Below are 18,858 nucleotides of genomic sequence, written 5' to 3'. Positions count from 1 at the left end.
CCATAAATGTGCCAATGAAAATAAAACCCATAAAAGACTGTTTATTAGATAATTGTAATTTACATTGATTTTACTAGTGTTCATTTTTGAACATTATTTTGTTCATATTCAAACAAAACACTAACTATGTAGTATGAGAAAAAAAGAAGCAACTATTTTAATTGTTGATGATGATGATGATATTTTATTTTCTGTAAGAATAACTTTAAAGAAATTTTTTACAGAAATAGTTACCGCCAATAACCCTAAAAAGATTAGCAATTATCTAACAGAAAAACAAATAGATGTTGTTTTATTAGATATGAATTATCGTATTGGTTATGAAGATGGTAAAGAAGGCTTGTATTGGTTAAAACACATAAAAGAGGTTAGTCCAGAAACTACTGTTATTTTAATGACAGCCTTTGGTAGCGTAAATTTAGCTGTTGATGCCATAAAAAAAGGCGCTACTGATTTTATTTTAAAGCCCTGGAATACAGAAAAATTATACGGAATTGTAAATGCTGGTGTAGAATTATCGCGTTCAAAACGAAAAAACACGCAATTAGAAACAGTACAAAAGCTAAATAATAAAGATTTTCATAAACAAACTGAACATATTATTGGTGTTTCTAAAGCAATGCAATCTGCTGTAAAATTAGCTCAAAAAGTAGCACCAACAGATGCTAATATTTTAATTTTAGGAGAAAATGGAACCGGAAAATACGTTTTCGCTAAAGAAATACATTTAAAATCCGAAAGAAAAAACAATCCTTTTATTCATGTAGATTTAGGTGCTTTAAATGAAAATTTGTTTGAAAGTGAACTTTTTGGTTATGTAAAAGGAGCTTTTACAGATGCAAAAAAAGATACAATTGGTCGTTTTGAATTGGCAAAAGGTGGAACAATTTTTTTAGACGAAATTGGTAACCTTCCACTCCATTTACAAGCTAAATTACTAACAGTAATTCAAAATAGAAAAGTAACAAGACTAGGTGAAGGTAAAGAACGTGAAATTGATGTTCGTATAATTTGTGCTACTAATGCTAACGTGCATAAAATGGTAGATGAACAAGAATTTCGTCAAGATTTATTATTTAGAATTAATACAATTGAATTGAACCTGCCTCCACTTCGTGATCGTACTGGAGATATTGAGTTGTTAGCAAATTATTTTTTAAAAAAACTGAATCAGAAATATCGAAAAAACATAATTGATTTTGATAAACATGCAATTAATGGGTTAAAAAATTACCATTGGCCAGGAAATATTAGAGAAATTGAGCATATTGTAGAGCGTGCTGTTATTATTACTGATAATAAACAAATTAAATTAGAAGATTTACATTTTTCAACTAAAAAAACAGCTGTTTCATTAGCTAATAATCTTAATTTAGAAGAAACTGAAAAATTATTAATTGAACAGGCATTGCAAAAACATCAAGGTAATATTTCTAAAGCATCAAAAGATTTAGGATTAACAAGAGCTGCCTTATATAGAAGGTTAGAAAAACATAAATTATAAATGGGAAAACCTCAGTTTTTGCAAATATTAATTAGAATTTTATTCTTAATTATAAACGGAATCGTAATATTTTATTCCTATTTTAAAGGATATATTGTAAATACAATTGGGTTTTCTCTTCTTTTTTTATTTCAGGTATTTTTATTTATTGATTACTTAAAAAAACTTTTTGCTGATATAGAAAAATCAATCGATTGTTTATTACATGATGATTATTCTAATAAAATTTCAATAAAAAAAAGAGCAAATCCGTTACACAACAAAACAGCTTTATTATTAGAAAAACATCGAATAAAAAGTTTAACTAAGGCATCAGAAGCTCTTATTCTTACCAATATTATTGAAAGTTTAAGTATTGGAATATTAATTTTAAGAAAAGATTTAAATCAAAATATTGAAGTATTTCAAATTAACAATGCTTTTACTGGTTTTTTAAAAATTCCTAAATTTTATAATTGGACATTACTTAAAGATAAAATAGGAGGATTAGTTTCTTATTTATCAGAATGGAAAAGTTTAAAGCACACTATTACTATTGATGTTAATAATAATAAAGAAAGTTTTTTTTTAAAAACTTCGATAACACAAACCAATCAATTTGAATATTTAATTATTTCGCTAGAAACAATTCAACAATTAATTGATAAAAAAGAAAAAGAAGCTTGGTATAAATTAATGAATGTAATGTCGCACGAAATAATTAACACCATTACACCTATTAGTAGTTTAGCCGAAAACTTAGGTTATCTTTTACAAGACGGTGAAACGGATAAAGAAACTATTGAAGAGTTAACTGAAGGATTGCAAATTATTAAAAGACGATCGCATCATTTAACCTCTTTTGTAGATACTTATAGAAAGTTAGCTGAGTTGCCGTTACCACAAAAGAAAAAAACAAACCTTACCAAAATTATTAAAAATACATTAGTGCTATTTCAACAAGAATTTAGCTTAAAAAAGATTAAATGTAGTTTTAATAATGCAAATGTTATTATTATTAATGCTGATAAACAACAAATAGAGCAAGTGCTTATTAATTTAATATCAAACGCTATAAATGCTTTGGATGATGTTGTACAACCTACTATTAAAATAACTCTCTTGCAAACAAATGAACGTGTAAAAATAAAAGTTATTGATAATGGGATAGGGATTTCTGACAAAATAAAAGATAATATTTTTGTTCCATATTTTACCACTCGAAAAGATGGTTCTGGTATTGGCCTTACTTTAAGCAAAAGTATTATTGAAGCTCATAATGGCACTATTAAATTCACTTCATCACCTCAAAATACTTGCTTCACGATTAATTTACATTTGTAAACTAATAATTTTACTTAAAAAAGAAAATATAAGTTTGATTTCTTTGCGGTATAGATGATTAAATCTTGTTTATAAGTATACTACACTCAGCACTTTAAGATTTAAATGTAAATTTAGTGTTTAACACATGAATACTCCGTACACATAATTGTCATATACATTATAATAAAGATGATATACTTGTTTTATTTGATTCTATAAGTGTTTACTCATTATATGTTAATTAAACATGTCACAAATGTAAACTACTGTATTCTCAATAACTTAATTGACAAAAGTAACCTATATAAACTTCTTCGTTTTACATTTAACTAGGTTGTTTTTATAGCTAAAAACTATATATATTGTGTAATTAATTGTATTTAAGTGTTTTACGGTATGTAATCTAATGTAATTCTTTACTTTATACTGTCTTAAATATCTAATTTTCTCAAATATAGATGTATTGCGTAGTAATTTACATTTATATATCTTTGTTGTAAATTCTCATTATTTACAATTGTAAACTAGCTATGACCTTACTTATACGTTTAAAAGAAATTATTGCATATTATAATTTAACTTCATCAACTTTTGCTGATTCTATAGAAGTACAACGCTCTAGTATATCTCACCTTTTGTCTGGCAGAAATAAACCTAGTTTAGATTTTGTAATGAAAGTTGTTCAAAAATTCCCTGAAGTAGATTTATATTGGTTTTTGTACGGAGAAGGTTCTTTTCCTAAAAAGGAAGAAAAGTTTGAACAGAAAATGCAAAAAGAGAATCAGGAAGAAAAAACTGTAACTCCTTCTCTATTTTCTGAAAATGAAATATCTGAACAACAGGTCGAAAATAAATCAAATACGCAATTCTCAGCGATTGAGAAAAACAGTAAAAACGACAAGAAAATTAGTCGAATAATTCTATTTTTTGAAGATGGAAGTTTTGAAGCTTATAATCAATAATTATAATTTATTGATTAATGTTATAATCTGAAATTCTGTATTAGTAAATACTATAATTTTAATCACACTTAATAATTGTCTCTTTTCTTTTTTAAAAAGTCAGTCAACCAAAAAGCAATTATAAACACAACAATTATTATTAGAATAAACTTGAATTCTATCATAATTCAAAAATATAAAAAGCCTACTATTTAATAATAGTAGGCTTTAAATTAAAAAATATTTTTTAATGTTTTATGTTAACATTCCTCCATCAACAGATAAAGTTTGACCTGTAATATAAGCACTCATATCAGAAGCTAAAAATACACAAGCATTTGCAATGTCTTCTGGTGTACCTCCTCTTTTTAAAGGAATTTCATTACGCCATCCTTCAACTACTTTTTCATCTAATTTTGCAGTCATTTCTGTTTCAATAAATCCAGGAGCAACTACGTTACTTCTAATATTTCTTGATCCTAATTCTAAAGCTACCGATTTAGAAAAACCTAGAATTCCTGCTTTAGAAGCTGCATAATTTGCTTGTCCAGCATTTCCTTTTAATCCAACAACAGAACTCATATTAATAATAGATCCTTTACGTTGTTTCATCATCGGACGAATAACTGCTTTTGTTAAATTAAAAACCGATTTTAAATTCACTTCAATTACTTTATCAAAATCGTCTTCAGAAATACGCATCAATAAATTATCTTTTGTAATACCTGCATTGTTAATTAACACGTCAATACTACCAAATTCTGTATGCACTTCTTTAGCTAACTCTTGTGCTGCATCAAAATCTGCTGCGTTAGATTGGTATCCTTTAGCTTTTACACCTAAATCTGTTAATTCTTTTTCTAAAGCAGTTGCAGCTTCTACAGATGAACTGTATGTAAAAGCAATATTTGCTCCTTGTTTTGCAAACTCTAAAGCTATTCCTCTTCCGATTCCTCTAGAAGCTCCGGTTATAATAGCTGTTTTATTTTCTAATAATTTCATTACCTAGTTGTTTTGATAGGTCAAATATAAAAATAAAAATCCTGCTAAAGAATAGTCTTTAGCAGGATTTTAAATTGAATAATTAAAAGATTAAGATTTTATCTTTTTTTCATTTACATAGTTAAATAAATAATCTACATCCAATTCTTTAATTTTACCTAATTTCTTTAAAGACTCAACATTTAAATCTTTTTTATTACCAATTACCATTACATTGTAAGATTCACCTTTTACATTTTTATCAAAAAATGCTTTTAAATCTTCCATTTTCATGTTTTTGATAGTATTATACATTGCCTCTCTATGATCATTATCAATACCTCTTTTCTTTAAACCTTCATAAGTCCAAAAAATGTTTGATTTAGTAATACGTTGCGCTGCTAACTTTTTTAAGGTTGATTCTTTAGCTGCATTAAATTGCTTTTCAGCTTCAGGCATGTTGTTCATTAAATCCATCATAGCATCTACAGCTTGCTCTAATTTATTAGCCTGTGTACCAACATATGCCATTACATAATTTGAATCTCCTTTTTTAGAAGCGTTGCTATAAGAAGCAAATGCAGAATATGCTAATGATTTAGATTCTCTAATTTCTTGAAAAACGATTGATGATAATCCGCTACCAAAATACGTATTAAATAATGTTGAAGCTGCTAAGTTTTCTGCTTTAAAAGGTTCTCCTTTTGCTAAAAACATCATTTCAGTTTGTACCATATCATAATCTGTAAAAAATACATTTCCACCGGTTTCAGTTTCTACATATTTTTTAGCTGCAGGATATTCTTTTAATTCACCATATAATTTGTGGTTTGCATTTAATGAAGCTACTGCTGCTTTTACATCTTTACCATAATAAAAAACACGTTGTTTATAATTTTTCATGTCTTTAACTATTGCTACTAATTCTTCTGGGTTGACAGCTTTTAACTCATCAATTTGCATAATATCTCTTAATCTAGAGTTCTCACCATATTTACCATAGTTCATTAAACCACCAAATAAGATATTACCTTTTTGAGTTTTTCCGTTTTCACGCCCCTTCTGAATTTTAGCTACATATTTATCATACGCTTCAGGATCAGCTTTTGCATTGTCCCATAAATGTTCTAAAAGTTCTAATCCTTTTGATAAGTTTTCTTTTAACCCATTTAATCCAACGTAAGTTTTATCGCTACCAGCACTTACATAATAAGAAATTCCTAATTTATAAAACTCTTTTTTTAATGCTTCAGCAGTATATTTTTCGGTACCTAAATACTCTAAATACCCAGCAGCTAAAGATAATTTCTTATCATTATCACTACCCATATCAAAAATGATATTCATATCAAATAAATCATTTTTTTCATTTTCTACGTAAGAAACAGTAATTCCGTTAGTTGTTTTAGTTTCTTTAATCGCTGTTTTATAATCTATAAACTTCGGCATTAAAGGTGCTGATTCCACTTTATTAAAAGCAGTAATAAATTCAGAACTTTTATCTCTATTTAATTTTACAGGTGTAATTCCAGGATTAGATACTTTTACAATATTTTTGTCTTCTCCTTTACGTTTATAAGTTACAACATAATTGTTTGTGTAAAATTTATTAGCAAAAGCTACCAATTCTTGTTTTGATATTTTCTTTAACTCATCTAAGAATTTTACTTTATCATCCCAATTTTCATGGTGGATAAAAGCATTAAAGTAAGCCGATGCTAAAGCGGTATTATTTTCATACTGACGTGTTTGACTTAATTTTAAGTCATTTACAACCGCATCAATCATCCATTCATCAAATTCACCTTTTTTTAACTTTTCAACTTGCGCTAATAATAAATCTTTAACTTCATCTAAAGTTTGACCTGATTTAGGAGCTCCTGTAAAAGAATGATATCCGTAATCATTTAAAAATGTTGGTGAACAACCAGCATATTGTACCGCTTGTTTTTGATTTAAATTTAAATCGATTAACCCAGCATTACCATTAGACATAATCATATCTACTAAAGTAACAAACTTCTCATCTTTAGTATTTACACCACCTGAACGGTAAGCTATAGAAATACTTTCTGATGTTGGGCCAAAAACTTCACTTACAACTGGTGCAGTAATTACTTCTTCTTTAGGTAATGTTGGATGTGTTAATTCTTTCTTTTCAAACTTACCAAAAGTAGCATCTATCTGCTTCATAGTAGTATCAAAATCTAAATCACCTACTAAAACAATTGCCATATTATTTGGTACATAATATTTATTGAAATAGTTATGAATATCTACCATTGACGGATTTTTTAAATGTGCTGCCGTACCAATAGTTGATTGCTGTCCGTAAGGATGATTAGGAAATAACCCTTTTAACATAGAGGCATAACGTTTTCTACCATCATTATCTTGTCCTCTATTAAATTCTTCAAAAACAGCTTCTAACTCTGTATGAAATAAACGTAAAACTAACGTACTAAAACGTTCTGCTTCTAAACCTAACCATTTATTTAATTCATTTGCAGGAATTTTATTTTTATACACTGTTTCTTCAAACCAAGTATGTGCGTTGGTACCAGTAGCACCTAAAGAAGCAGTCATTTTATCATACTCATTTGCAACTGAATAATTTGATGCTTCTAAAGAAACTTTATCTATTTCTTTGTATAATGCTAATTTTTTAACAGTATCAGTTTCCGCTCTATGCTGTTCATATAAAGCTGAAATTTTATCTAAATAAACTTTTTCTTTTTCCCAATCAGCAGTACCAATTTTATGAGTTCCTTTAAACACCATATGCTCTAAATAGTGCGCCAAACCTGTTGATTCTTTTGGATCGTAATTAGATCCTGCGCGAACAGCAATATAAGTTTGAATTTTTGGTTCATCGGTATTTTTACTTAGATACACTTTTAGTCCGTTATCCAAAGTATATAAACGCAAACCTGTTGGGTCGTTTGTTACTGTTTCGTAATTATAACCTTTAGCATCCGAGTGCTTTTCGGTTTTTACTTCTTTTTCTGAAGTAGTGTTTTTCTTACATCCTACTGCGGATACAAGTAACATACTAATAAATAGCAGTTTAATTGTTTTCATAAAGTTTTGTTTTTTGATTGAAATTAAAAATCCGTTGAATTTACAAATTCAACGGATTATACAATAAAATATTATACTATTTTAACAGTTTTTTACAAACTATGCTAAAACTTTTGCTACCATTTCTCCAATTTTAGCTGGTGATTCAACAACGTGAACTCCATTTTCTGCTAAAATAGCCATTTTTGCTTGTGCTGTATCATCAGCTCCACCAACAATTGCTCCTGCATGTCCCATTGTACGACCTGCTGGTGCAGTTTGACCTGCAATAAAACCAACCACTGGTTTACGGTTACCATCAGCTTTAATCCAACGAGCAGCTTCTGCTTCTAAGTTCCCTCCTATTTCACCAATCATAACGATTGCTTCAGTTTCATCATCATTCATTAATAACTCAACAGCTTCTTTTGTTGTAGTTCCAATAATTGGATCTCCACCAATACCAATTGCAGTTGTAATTCCAAATCCTTGTTTTACAACTTGATCAGCAGCTTCATACGTTAAAGTTCCTGATTTAGAAACAATACCTACTTTTCCTTTCTTAAAGATAAAACCTGGCATAATACCAACTTTAGCTTCTTCTGGAGTAATAACTCCTGGACAGTTAGGACCTACTAAAGTACAATCTAACTGATCTATATAAGCTTTTACCTTTACCATATCAGCAGTAGGAATTCCTTCAGTAATACAAATAATTACTTTAATTCCTGCTTCAGCAGATTCCATAATAGCATCAGCAGCAAATGCTGGTGGTACAAAAATAATAGAAGTATCTGCTCCTACTTTTTGTACAGCTTCATCAACTGTATTAAAAACTGGCTTACCTAAATGCTCTTGCCCTCCTTTACCTGGTGTAACTCCACCAACTACGTTTGTACCGTAATCGATCATTTGACCAGCGTGAAAAGTACCTTCACTACCTGTAAATCCTTGAACTATAATTTTTGAATCTTTATTTACTAAAACACTCATTGGTATATTTTTATTTAATTTTAAGCTTCACAAAAATAGTTTTTTGTAATTGATTTGTGAAACTTTTATTTCTTTTTTTGTTCTTTTATTAGTCGTTTTATTTCAGCTAATTCTTTTAACTTACTTCTTGATTCTGAAACTGGCGTTCCGAAGTATGATTTACCTCCTTCAACAGATTTTGTAACTCCCGTTTGCCCAAGTATTACAGCGCCTTTACCAATGGTAATTCCGCTATTTGTACCCACTTGTCCCCAAATAGTTACTTCATCTTCAATTACAACACAACCTGCAATACCCGTTTGCGATGCTATTAAACATTTTTTACCGATAAGAGTATCATGACCAACATGCACTTGGTTGTCAATTTTTGTTCCTTTACCAATAGTTGTATCTCCTGTAACTCCTTTATCTATCGTACAAGAAGCACCTAAATCTACATTATCTTCTAAGACAACTCTTCCTCCTGAAATTAATTTATCAAAGCCTTCGGGTCTGTTTTTATAATAAAAAGCATCTCCGCCTAAAACGGTATTAGCGTGAATTGTAACATCGTTACCAATAACTGAATTGCTATAAATAGTTACATTCGGATGAATAACACAATTTTTACCGATAACAACATTATCACCTATAAAAACATTGGGCTGAATAACAGTTCCTTCACCAATAATTGCGCTTTCAGCAATACTTTCTTTAGATGCAATAAAAGGATTAAAATGTTTGGTTATTTTATTAAAATCGCGAAAAGGATCCTCAGAAATTAATAATGATTTTCCTTCTGGACAAGCTACTTTTTTATTAATTAAAACAGTAGTTGCTGCAGAGTTTAATGCTTTATCGTAATATTTTGGATGATCTACAAAAACAATATCTCCAGCTGTAACAACATGAATTTCATTAATTCCCTTTACAGGAAAGTTTTTATCACCTACAAATTCAACATTTAATAATGTTGCAATTTGTGCTAATGTTTGTGTTTGCTTAAACTTCATTTTAAAAAGAAATTCCCGCTTTTGCGGGAATTGTTTTATTCTTTAATACGTTCTTGATAGGTTCCTTTTGTTGTTTCTATCTTAATTTTATCTCCTTCGTTAATAAATAAAGGTACATTAACACGTGCTCCAGTTTCAACCGTTGCAGGCTTTGTAGCATTTGTAGCTGTATTACCTTTTACACCAGGTTCTGTATGCGTTACTTCTAAAATTACACTTGCAGGCATATCTACAGATAATGGCATCTCATCTTCAGAGTTGATAATAATAGTTACTATTTCTCCTTCTTTCATTAATTCTGGTGCATCTAAAGCACTTTTTTCTAATGTAATTTGAGAATAATCTACCTGATTCATAAAATGAAAAGTTTCTCCTTCTCTGTATAAATATTGAAACTTATGTGTTTCAACTCTTACATCATCAATTTTTCTTCCTGAAGGAAAAGTATTATCAACTACTTTACCGTTAGTTACACTTTTTAATTTTGTTCTTACAAAAGCAGGTCCTTTTCCTGGTTTTACGTGTAAAAATTCAACAACTTTATAAATATCGTTGTTGTATCTCATACATAATCCGTTTTTAATATCTGATGTTGTAGCCATGCTGTTTTTATATTTTTAATTTAAACTTTTAATTTTATGCTTCTTTAAAAGTTTACTATTTATAATTATTTTTATTTAAAATATCCTTTCATTATTCCTCGGTGCGAATCTTTTATAAACTGAATAATTTCATCACGTTCTGAGGTTGCTTCCATTTCTGCTTCAATTATATTAATTGCTTGTGAATTATTATAATTTCTTTGAAATAAAATTCTAAATATGTCTTGAATTTCTCTAATTTTTTCTGTCGGATATCCTCGTCTTCTTAATCCTACTGAATTAATACCAACATACGATAACGGTTCGCGTGCAGCTTTTACATATGGAGGAACATCTTTACGAACTAAAGATCCTCCAGTTACAAATGCATGACTACCTACCGAAGCGAATTGATGTATGGCAACCATTCCTGCTAATACAACATTATCTCCAACCGTAACATGTCCTGCTAAAGTGGTGTTGTTAGAAAATATACAGTTTGAACCAACTAAGCAATCGTGCGCAATATGACAATAAGCCATTATTAAACAATTATCACCAATTACTGTTTTCATTCTGTCTGAAGTACCTCTGTTTATCGTAACACATTCACGTATGGTAACATTGTCGCCAATTACAACAGTTGTTTCTTCGTCATCAAATTTTAAATCTTGTGGAATTGCTGATATTACTGCTCCAGGAAAAATTCTACAATTTTTACCTATTCGAGCACCTTCCATTATAGTAACGTTAGAACCAATCCAAGTTCCCGAACCAATTTCTACATTAGAATGTATGGTTGTAAAAGGTTCAATAACTACATTTCTAGCAATTTTTGCCTGAGGATGTACGTATGCAAGTGGTTGATTCATATTATTTTACTTTTGATATTTGTGCCATTAATTCAGCTTCTGCAACTATTTTACCATTCGCATATGTATATGCTTGCATATGACAAATACCTCTTCTTATAGGTGTTATTAACTCACATTTAAAAGTTAACGTATCACCAGGTAATACTTTTTGTTTAAATTTAACCTTATCCATTTTCATGAAATACGTTAAATAGTTTTCAGGATCTGGAACGGTATTTAAAACCAATACTCCTCCACATTGTGCCATTGCTTCTACTTGTAAAACCCCTGGCATTACAGGTGCTCCAGGAAAATGTCCCACAAAGAAATCTTCGTTCATGGTTACATTTTTCATTCCTACCACATGTTTATCAGACAGTTCTAAAATTCTATCAATTAATAAAAAAGGTGGTCTGTGTGGTAAAACATCCATTATTTGGTGAATATCCATTAATGGTGGTTTGTTCAAATCAAATAAAGGAACGTTATTACGTTTTTCTTGTTTAATGATTTTTGCTAATTTTTTAGCAAATAAAGTATTTACTAAATGTCCTGGTTTATTCGCTATTACTTTACCTCTAATACGAGTACCAACTAATGCTAAATCACCAATAACATCTAATAATTTATGACGAGCAGCTTCATTAGCCCAATGTAAATCTAAATTATCTAATATTCCGTTAGATTGAATTTTGATATCATCTTTATTAAAAGCTTTTTTTAATTTTTCGGTGGTGCTTGCCGATAATTCTTTATCAACATATACAATTGCATTGTTTAAATCACCTCCTTTTATTAAATCATTTTCAAGCAACATTTCTATTTCATGCAAAAAACTAAAAGTTCTTGCTGCTGAAATATGTTCTTTAAAATCAGAAATTTTATCTAAAGTTGCATTTTGAGTTCCTAAAATTTTAGTTCCAAAATCAACCATTGTTGTTATTTGATACTCATCAGAAGGCATTAAAATTATTTCGCTACCTGTTGCTTCATCTTTATATGTAATTATTTCTTTTACTACATACTCTTCAATGTCTGCATCTTGCTCAACGATTCCTGCTTCTTCTAATGCTTTTATAAAAAACTTAGAAGAACCATCCATAATTGGAGGTTCTGATGCATTTATTTCAATAATTAAATTATCAATATCTAATCCAACTGCTGCTGCTAAAACATGTTCAGAAGTTTGAATTTGAACTCCTTTGTTTTCAAGATTTGTACCTCTTTGTGTGTTGGTTACAAATTCTGCTTTTGCTTGAATAACGGGTGCTCCTTCTAAATCAACTCTAACAAAAGCAAATCCATGATTTACTGGTGCTGGTTTAAATACCATTGTTACCTGATTACCTGTGTGTAATCCTACACCAGATAATGTAATTTCGTTTTGTATTGTTCTTTGTTGTTGCTTACTCATTTTTTATTTTTTGAGCATTTAACTCTTTTTCAATTTTATGTACTGATGCTGCTAATTTTGGTAAATTCTTAAAGTTAACATACGATTTACTATAATCAGAATAACCAAAAGCTGGTGTTCCTTGCACTACATCATTATTTTTTAAACTCTTTCCGATTCCTGATTGGGCTTGGATTCTTACATTATTTCCAATAACGATATGGCCTACAACACCTACTTGACCACCAATCATACAGCTTTCGCCAATTTTTGTAGAACCTGCAACACCTGTTTGCGAAGCAATTACAGTGTTTTTACCTATTTCTACATTATGAGCAACTTGTATTTGATTGTCTAACTTTACTCCTTTTCTTATTATTGTTGAACCTAATGTAGCTCTATCAATTGTTGAATTAGAGCCGATATCAACATTATCTTCAATAATAACATTTCCTATTTGAGGAATCGTTTTATATTCACCACTTTCTGTAGGCGCAAAACCAAATCCATCAGAACCAATAACGCTACCTGAATGAATTTTACAATTTGTTCCTATAATAGTTTCAGAATATATTTTTACACCTGCATAAATAGTGGTGTTATCACCTATTTTGGTGTTATCTCCAATATATGAATTCGGATAAATTTTTACATTTTCACCAAGTACAACATTTTCACCTACATAAGAAAAAGCGCCTATATATTCGTTTTTTCCTATGGATGAAGATTCGGCAATAAAATGTGGATTTTCACGCCCTTGTTTATTGTTTTTTACTTCGTTGTAAAATTCTAGTAATTTAGAAAATGATTCATATGCATTTTCAACTTTAATTAAAGTTGTTTCTATCTCTTTTTCTAACTGAAAACTGTTATTTACAATAGCAATTGTTGCTTTTGTAGAATATAAATATGAATTATATTTAGAATTAGATAAAAAAGTAAGAGACCCTGCAGTACCTTCTTCTATCTTAGAAAGCTTAGAAACTTCTGCATCAGGATTCCCCTCTATTTCCCCTTCTAGAATATCTGCTATTTGTTTTGCTGTAAATTTCATTGAGTGCAAAAGTAATTATTTTTGTTTAATTACCTCTTGTTAGATTTATTTTACCTTTAATTTTTAGGATAACACAAGTAATATTTTACTACGGGTTTAGATAATGCTTTTAAATTTAACTGGTCTGAAGCCTTTGCAATATCTCTTAATTCACCTTTTTTTGTGTAAATATTAATTGGTTTGTTAGTATTATATGCTTGATGTTTAATTTTATTAGATAAAACAAAATAAGCAATATCTTCTTTTTTGATCGTCTTATCTTCTAAAACTCTATTATAAATATCTTTTTGATATGCTTCACTAAAAGGTTCGTCTTGAATTTCAACTTTTAGTAAATTTCTATGAATAATCATTTTTGATAAAGATGAAAGCACAAAATCTTTATGATGAATCCACTCTTTTATGGCAGACATCACATCGTAATCATCTAATTCAGAAAAAATATGCAACGTTTTTTTGGTAAAGTTACTTTCAGAAATAGGATTGTATAAAAAATAGGTTAATGCCCTACCAGCTGGTAATTCTACACCTTTAAGAGCTAATTCTTTTGCTCTTTTAAGCACATTAACCAAAATATTTTCGGCCACTAAGCCTGTTTTATGTAAATACACTTGCCAATACATTAAACGACGTGCGATGATAAATTTTTCGACAGAATAAATTCCTTTTTGCTCTATAACCAATTCATCATTTACAACATTCATCATTGCAATTAAACGATCTGATGAAATATTACCTTCGGCAACACCTGTATAAAAACTATCTCTTTTTAAATAATCTAAACGATCAATATCTAATTGACTAGATATTAATTGATATAAAAATTCTCGGTGATATTTTCCTTCAAAAATTTGAATAGCTAAACTTAATTGCCCATTAAATTCATCATTTAAAACACGCATAAATTTTAATGAAATTTCTTCGTGCGAAATTTCACTTACAATACTATGTTCTAAGGCATGCGAAAAAGCACCGTGACCAATATCGTGCAATAAAATAGCCATGTATAAAGCGTTTGCCTCATCATCAGAAATTTTAACATTTTTATTTCTTAAAACAAATACTGCTTTTTGCATTAAATGCATGCAACCAATTGCATGATGAAAACGCGTATGGTTTGCTCCTGGATATACCATATTAGATAATCCCATTTGAGCTACTCTACGCAAACGCTGAAAATACGGATGCTCTATGATATCAAATATTAAAGAATTTGGAATGTTTATAAATCCGTAAATAGGATCGTTTATAATCTTTAATTTATTGGTTTTTTGATTGTTCAAAATGTATAAATACTTCAATTTTAAACAAAAGAATCATAATTTATCAACAAAACCAAATTAACAAAAGCTTTATTAACGTATTTTTAGCTTTTAAAAATACAACAAATACATTTTTGAGCGTTATTTTTATTGTAAACACACTAAAATTACATGAAAAACATACATATACTTTGGGTTGATGATGAAATTGATTTATTAAAGCCTCATATTTTATTTTTAGAAAAGAAAAACTATTTGGTAACCAAATCTACCAATGGTGCTGATGCAATAGATTTGGTGGATGAACAAAATTTTGACATTGTTTTTTTAGATGAAAACATGCCTGGAATTACGGGTTTAGAAACCTTGGCTGCTATTAAACAAAAAAATGCAAATCTTCCGGTGGTAATGATTACCAAAAGTGAGGAGGAATATATTATGGAAGAAGCCATAGGATCTAAAATTGCCGATTATTTGATTAAACCCGTAAATCCGAATCAAATATTATTAAGTTTAAAGAAAAACTTAGATCATTCTCGGTTAATATCCGCCAAAACAACTTCTAATTATCAACAAGAATTCAGAAAAATATCGATGGATTTAGCCATGGTAAATTCGCATGAAGAATGGGCAGATTTATACAAAAAACTTGTGCACTGGGAGCTTGAACTTGAAAACATTAACGACACGGGAATGTTAGAAATTTTAGAATCTCAAAAATCCGAAGCTAATTCTCAGTTTTTTAAGTTTATCAAAAAAAATTACCAAAAATGGCTAACTAGCAACGATAAACCAACGTTTTCTCACACCTTATTTAAAGATTACATCGTACCTACTTTATCAAAAGAGCAAGGTGTTTTACTAGTTGTTATTGATAATTTACGATACGATCAATATAGAATACTTGAGCCTTTTTTAAATAATTATTACAAAAAAGAAGAAGAACATTCTTATTACAGTATTTTACCTACCGCTACACAATATGCTCGTAATGCTATTTTCTCTGGATTAATGCCTTCTGAAATGGAAAAAAGGCATCCAGATTTTTGGAAAAACGATACAGACGAAGGTGGTAAAAATTTATTTGAAGCTGATTTTTTACAAGCGCAAATAAAACGCTTAGGCTTAGATATTAAACATGAATATTATAAAATAGTATCGCTAAAAAAAGGAAAAGAGCTTGCTGATAATTACAACGGAACCAAACAAAACGATTTAACTGTTGTGGTGTATAATTTTGTTGATATGCTTTCGCATGCAAAAACAGAAATGGAAGTAATAAAAGAGCTTGCAGGTGATGATAAAGCTTATAGATCATTGTCTGTTAGTTGGTTTAAAAATTCACCTTTATACGAAATCATACAAAAGGCACAAAAATTAGGACAAAAATTAGTTATAACGACCGATCATGGTACAATTAATTCTAAAAATCCAACAAAAGTAATTGGCGACAAAAACATCAGTTCTAATTTGCGCTATAAAACAGGGCGAAGTTTAAGTTACGAAGAAAAAGATGTATATGCAGTTAAAAAACCGAAAGACATTTTTTTACCAAGTATTGCCATAAACAGTCCTTTTATTTTTGCTAAAGAAGATTTCTTTTTTGCCTACCCTAATAATTACAATCACTTTGTTAAATATTACAAAAACACGTATCAACATGGAGGTGTATCGTTAGAAGAAATTATTATTCCTTGTGCTATTTATCATCCAAAATAGTTGTTTGATATTTTAAGCAAGTAACTTACTTTTGCATTTATGAATCAAAATTATTCTTTAAACGAATTAACTCAAGTTGCTGAAAATATTGTAAAAAAAGCGTCGCATAAAATATTGTTATTTAATGGCGATATGGGTGTTGGTAAAACTACTTTAATTAAAGAAATATGTAAAGTTTTAGGCGTTAAAGATGTAGCACACTCGCCTACTTTTTCTTTAGTAAACGAATATGAAACTATAAAAAACAATACTGTTTATCATTTTGATTTTTATCGTATAGAAAACGAAGAAGAAGCTTATGATATGGGAGTTGAAGATTATCTTTATAGTAATAATTGGTGTTTAATTGAATGGCCCGAAAACGTTAAAAATTTACTACCTTTAGATGCTGTTAATATTAAAATTAGTCTTTTAGAAAACGGTCAACGTAATATTCAATTCAAAACCAACTAATTAATGAGTTATAGTTCACCTTTTACCAAAGAGCAGTTAATGCCACAACCTGAAATGCTTGAGATAAAAAGGCAAAAAGGCGAATTATTTATAGGCTTACCCAAAGAAACTCATTTTGAAGAAAAACGTATTAGTTTATCTCCCGATGCTGTTTCTGCTTTAGTAGCTAACGGACATAAAATTGTTGTTGAAACTGGTGCTGGTGATGGTGCTAATTACAGTGATAAAGAATATGCTGATGCTGGCGCTAAAGTATCTTACGATATTAAAGAAGCTTTTGGCTGTAGTATTGTTTTAAAAGTAGAGCCTCCTTCGTTAGAAGAGATTAAAATGTTAAATCCACAAACTGTTTTAATTTCAGCTTTACAACTAAAAACCCAAGATAAAAAGTATTTTGAAGCTTTAGCTAAAAAACGAATTACTGCTGTTGCTTTTGATTATATAAAAGATGACCACGGTGTATATCCTATTGTAAAATCGTTAAGTGAAATTGCTGGTACTGCATCCATGCATATTGCTGCAGAATTAATGACTACTGCAAATGGCGGTAACGGATTACTTTTAGGTAATATTGGTGGGGTTCCACCAACAGATATTGTTGTTTTAGGTGCTGGTACTGTAGGTGAATTTGCGACTAGATCTGCCATCGGATTAGGAGCAAGAGTTAAAGTTTTTGATAATTCGATAACCAAATTAAGAAAACTACAACATTGCGTGCAATCGCCTATTTACACTTCTACCATTCAGCCAAAAACACTCGCAAAAGCTTTAATGCGATGCGATGTTGTTATTGGAGCTATTAGAGGTAAAGACAGGTCTCCTGTAATTGTTACAGAAAATATGATTGAACAAATGAAAGATGGTGCTGTAATTGTTGATGTTAGTATTGATCGTGGTGGATGTTTTGAAACTTCAAAAATTACCACACACAGCAAACCAACTTTTACACAACATGGTGTAATTCATTATTGTGTACCCAATATACCATCAAGATACGCACGTACAGCCTCAGTTTCTATCAGTAATATTTTTACTCCTTATTTGTTAAATATTGCCGAAGAAGGTGGATTTGAAAATGCCGCCAGATTTGATAAAAGTTTACGTAACGGAATGTATTTTTATCACGGAATTTTAACCAATAAAACAGTAGCCGACTGGTTTGATTTACCTTATAATGATATTAATTTATTAATGCTATAAAGTGTTTTTTTACTTACTTTTGTGCTCTTAAAAATTAATTATGCAGTTATTAAAACGTTTTGGATATTACGCTATTGGATTAGGTTTCGGATCTATAATTGTGTTATTTATTTGGAAAGGTAAAGATGTTTCTTTTGATTATGGAATGGATGCACGTACTTTAAAAACCATCCGAATTAAAAAACGCTTATTTTCTGATAAAGCAAAACAAGTTTTAACAAACTCTGATATTGATACTACAACAATATCAGCCATTTTAAAACGTGGTGATGTAAATTTTGGTAAAAGTAAACCACGTATAAAACCTTGCCCTGAATATTTTATTACGGGTAAAGACAGTTTAAAACACATCGATTTATATGTAATTAGATGTGATTCTACCACAACTATTGATCAAATTACAATCAACTAATAACTTTTATATTTATCATAAAGTCCAACTCCATTTAAGATCATCAGATTAATTTTTTCTAATCTTTTTTGCTTGGTTGTTATTTTTTTTACTTCAGATATATAATTTGTGTACTCTCTTTTTTACTTAAAGTAAACTGACTAAAACTTTCTCT

General features: G+C 29.5%; 16 protein-coding genes. 7 read left to right on the top strand and 9 right to left on the bottom strand.

What is annotated here, in order from left to right:
- Positions 1 to 133 precede the first annotated feature (133 nt).
- The 3 genes from ACN5J5_RS11575 to ACN5J5_RS11565 all read left to right on the top strand — a co-directional run bounded on the left by ACN5J5_RS11575 (position 134) and on the right by ACN5J5_RS11565 (position 3,771).
- Positions 134 to 1,504, top strand: a complete 1,371-nt coding sequence (locus ACN5J5_RS11575; protein ID WP_418645049.1) for a sigma-54-dependent transcriptional regulator — start codon at positions 134 to 136, stop codon at positions 1,502 to 1,504.
- Positions 1,505 to 2,827 (top strand): sensor histidine kinase, encoded by a 1,323-nt coding sequence (locus tag ACN5J5_RS11570; protein ID WP_418645048.1) that lies wholly within the window; start codon positions 1,505 to 1,507, stop codon positions 2,825 to 2,827.
- A gap of 512 nt (positions 2,828 to 3,339) precedes the next feature.
- Positions 3,340 to 3,771, top strand: coding sequence for a helix-turn-helix transcriptional regulator (locus tag ACN5J5_RS11565; RefSeq protein ID WP_418645047.1), 432 nt, complete (start codon positions 3,340 to 3,342; stop codon positions 3,769 to 3,771).
- Positions 3,772 to 4,005: 234 nt separating this feature from the next.
- Here the strand turns inward: ACN5J5_RS11565 and fabG are convergent, their stop codons facing one another.
- The 9 genes from fabG to ACN5J5_RS11520 form a co-directional block, all read right to left on the bottom strand.
- Complete coding sequence (gene fabG / locus ACN5J5_RS11560; protein WP_418645046.1) at positions 4,006 to 4,752, bottom strand: 3-oxoacyl-[acyl-carrier-protein] reductase; 747 nt, start codon at positions 4,750 to 4,752, stop codon at positions 4,006 to 4,008.
- Between the two features lie 90 nt (positions 4,753 to 4,842).
- Entirely contained in the window at positions 4,843 to 7,812 is a 2,970-nt protein-coding gene (locus ACN5J5_RS11555) for a M16 family metallopeptidase (RefSeq protein ID WP_418645045.1), read from the bottom strand.
- A gap of 99 nt (positions 7,813 to 7,911) precedes the next feature.
- Positions 7,912 to 8,784 (bottom strand): succinate--CoA ligase subunit alpha, encoded by an 873-nt coding sequence (gene sucD / locus ACN5J5_RS11550; protein WP_418645044.1) that lies wholly within the window; start codon positions 8,782 to 8,784, stop codon positions 7,912 to 7,914.
- Positions 8,785 to 8,849: 65 nt separating this feature from the next.
- Positions 8,850 to 9,776 carry a UDP-3-O-(3-hydroxymyristoyl)glucosamine N-acyltransferase gene (locus tag ACN5J5_RS11545; RefSeq protein ID WP_418645043.1) on the bottom strand — a complete coding sequence of 309 codons (927 nt, stop codon included), beginning with the start codon at positions 9,774 to 9,776 and terminating at the stop codon, positions 8,850 to 8,852.
- 35 nt (positions 9,777 to 9,811) lie between these two features.
- Positions 9,812 to 10,378, bottom strand: a complete 567-nt coding sequence (gene efp, locus ACN5J5_RS11540; protein WP_418645042.1) for an elongation factor P — start codon at positions 10,376 to 10,378, stop codon at positions 9,812 to 9,814.
- A gap of 71 nt (positions 10,379 to 10,449) precedes the next feature.
- Positions 10,450 to 11,229: an acyl-ACP--UDP-N-acetylglucosamine O-acyltransferase gene (lpxA, locus tag ACN5J5_RS11535; protein ID WP_418645041.1), complete on the bottom strand. Its 780-nt coding sequence runs from the start codon at positions 11,227 to 11,229 to the stop codon at positions 10,450 to 10,452.
- A 1-nt stretch (position 11,230) separates the two neighbouring features.
- Positions 11,231 to 12,625 carry a bifunctional UDP-3-O-[3-hydroxymyristoyl] N-acetylglucosamine deacetylase/3-hydroxyacyl-ACP dehydratase gene (locus ACN5J5_RS11530; protein ID WP_418645040.1) on the bottom strand — a complete coding sequence of 465 codons (1,395 nt, stop codon included), beginning with the start codon at positions 12,623 to 12,625 and terminating at the stop codon, positions 11,231 to 11,233.
- The gene (gene lpxD / locus ACN5J5_RS11525) at positions 12,618 to 13,658 is read right to left on the bottom strand and encodes a UDP-3-O-(3-hydroxymyristoyl)glucosamine N-acyltransferase (RefSeq protein WP_418645039.1); all 1,041 of its coding nucleotides are present in this window, start codon (positions 13,656 to 13,658) and stop codon (positions 12,618 to 12,620) included. The genes ACN5J5_RS11530 and lpxD overlap by 8 nt, the downstream gene beginning before the upstream one ends.
- Positions 13,659 to 13,714: 56 nt before the next feature.
- Positions 13,715 to 14,941 carry an HD domain-containing protein gene (locus ACN5J5_RS11520; RefSeq protein WP_418645038.1) on the bottom strand — a complete coding sequence of 409 codons (1,227 nt, stop codon included), beginning with the start codon at positions 14,939 to 14,941 and terminating at the stop codon, positions 13,715 to 13,717.
- A gap of 150 nt (positions 14,942 to 15,091) precedes the next feature.
- On the opposite strand from ACN5J5_RS11520, the gene ACN5J5_RS11515 reads away from it, so the two are divergent.
- From ACN5J5_RS11515 to ACN5J5_RS11500, 4 genes are read left to right on the top strand one after another with little or no spacing between them, the layout of a single operon-like run.
- Complete coding sequence (locus tag ACN5J5_RS11515; RefSeq protein WP_418645037.1) at positions 15,092 to 16,639, top strand: PglZ domain-containing protein; 1,548 nt, start codon at positions 15,092 to 15,094, stop codon at positions 16,637 to 16,639.
- 39 nt (positions 16,640 to 16,678) lie between these two features.
- Positions 16,679 to 17,092 (top strand): tRNA (adenosine(37)-N6)-threonylcarbamoyltransferase complex ATPase subunit type 1 TsaE, encoded by a 414-nt coding sequence (gene tsaE / locus ACN5J5_RS11510; RefSeq protein WP_418645036.1) that lies wholly within the window; start codon positions 16,679 to 16,681, stop codon positions 17,090 to 17,092.
- Positions 17,093 to 17,095: 3 nt separating this feature from the next.
- Positions 17,096 to 18,292, top strand: a complete 1,197-nt coding sequence (locus tag ACN5J5_RS11505; protein WP_418645035.1) for an alanine dehydrogenase — start codon at positions 17,096 to 17,098, stop codon at positions 18,290 to 18,292.
- Positions 18,293 to 18,332: 40 nt separating this feature from the next.
- Positions 18,333 to 18,704, top strand: coding sequence for a DUF4258 domain-containing protein (locus ACN5J5_RS11500; RefSeq protein WP_418645034.1), 372 nt, complete (start codon positions 18,333 to 18,335; stop codon positions 18,702 to 18,704).
- Positions 18,705 to 18,858 lie beyond the last annotated feature (154 nt).

The organism is Tenacibaculum insulae, assembly GCF_964512435.1.
Classification (GTDB): domain Bacteria; phylum Bacteroidota; class Bacteroidia; order Flavobacteriales; family Flavobacteriaceae; genus Polaribacter; species Polaribacter insulae_A.
The sequence above is the reverse complement of the archived record's forward strand: the minus strand, read 5'-3'. Positions and strand labels throughout refer to the sequence as shown.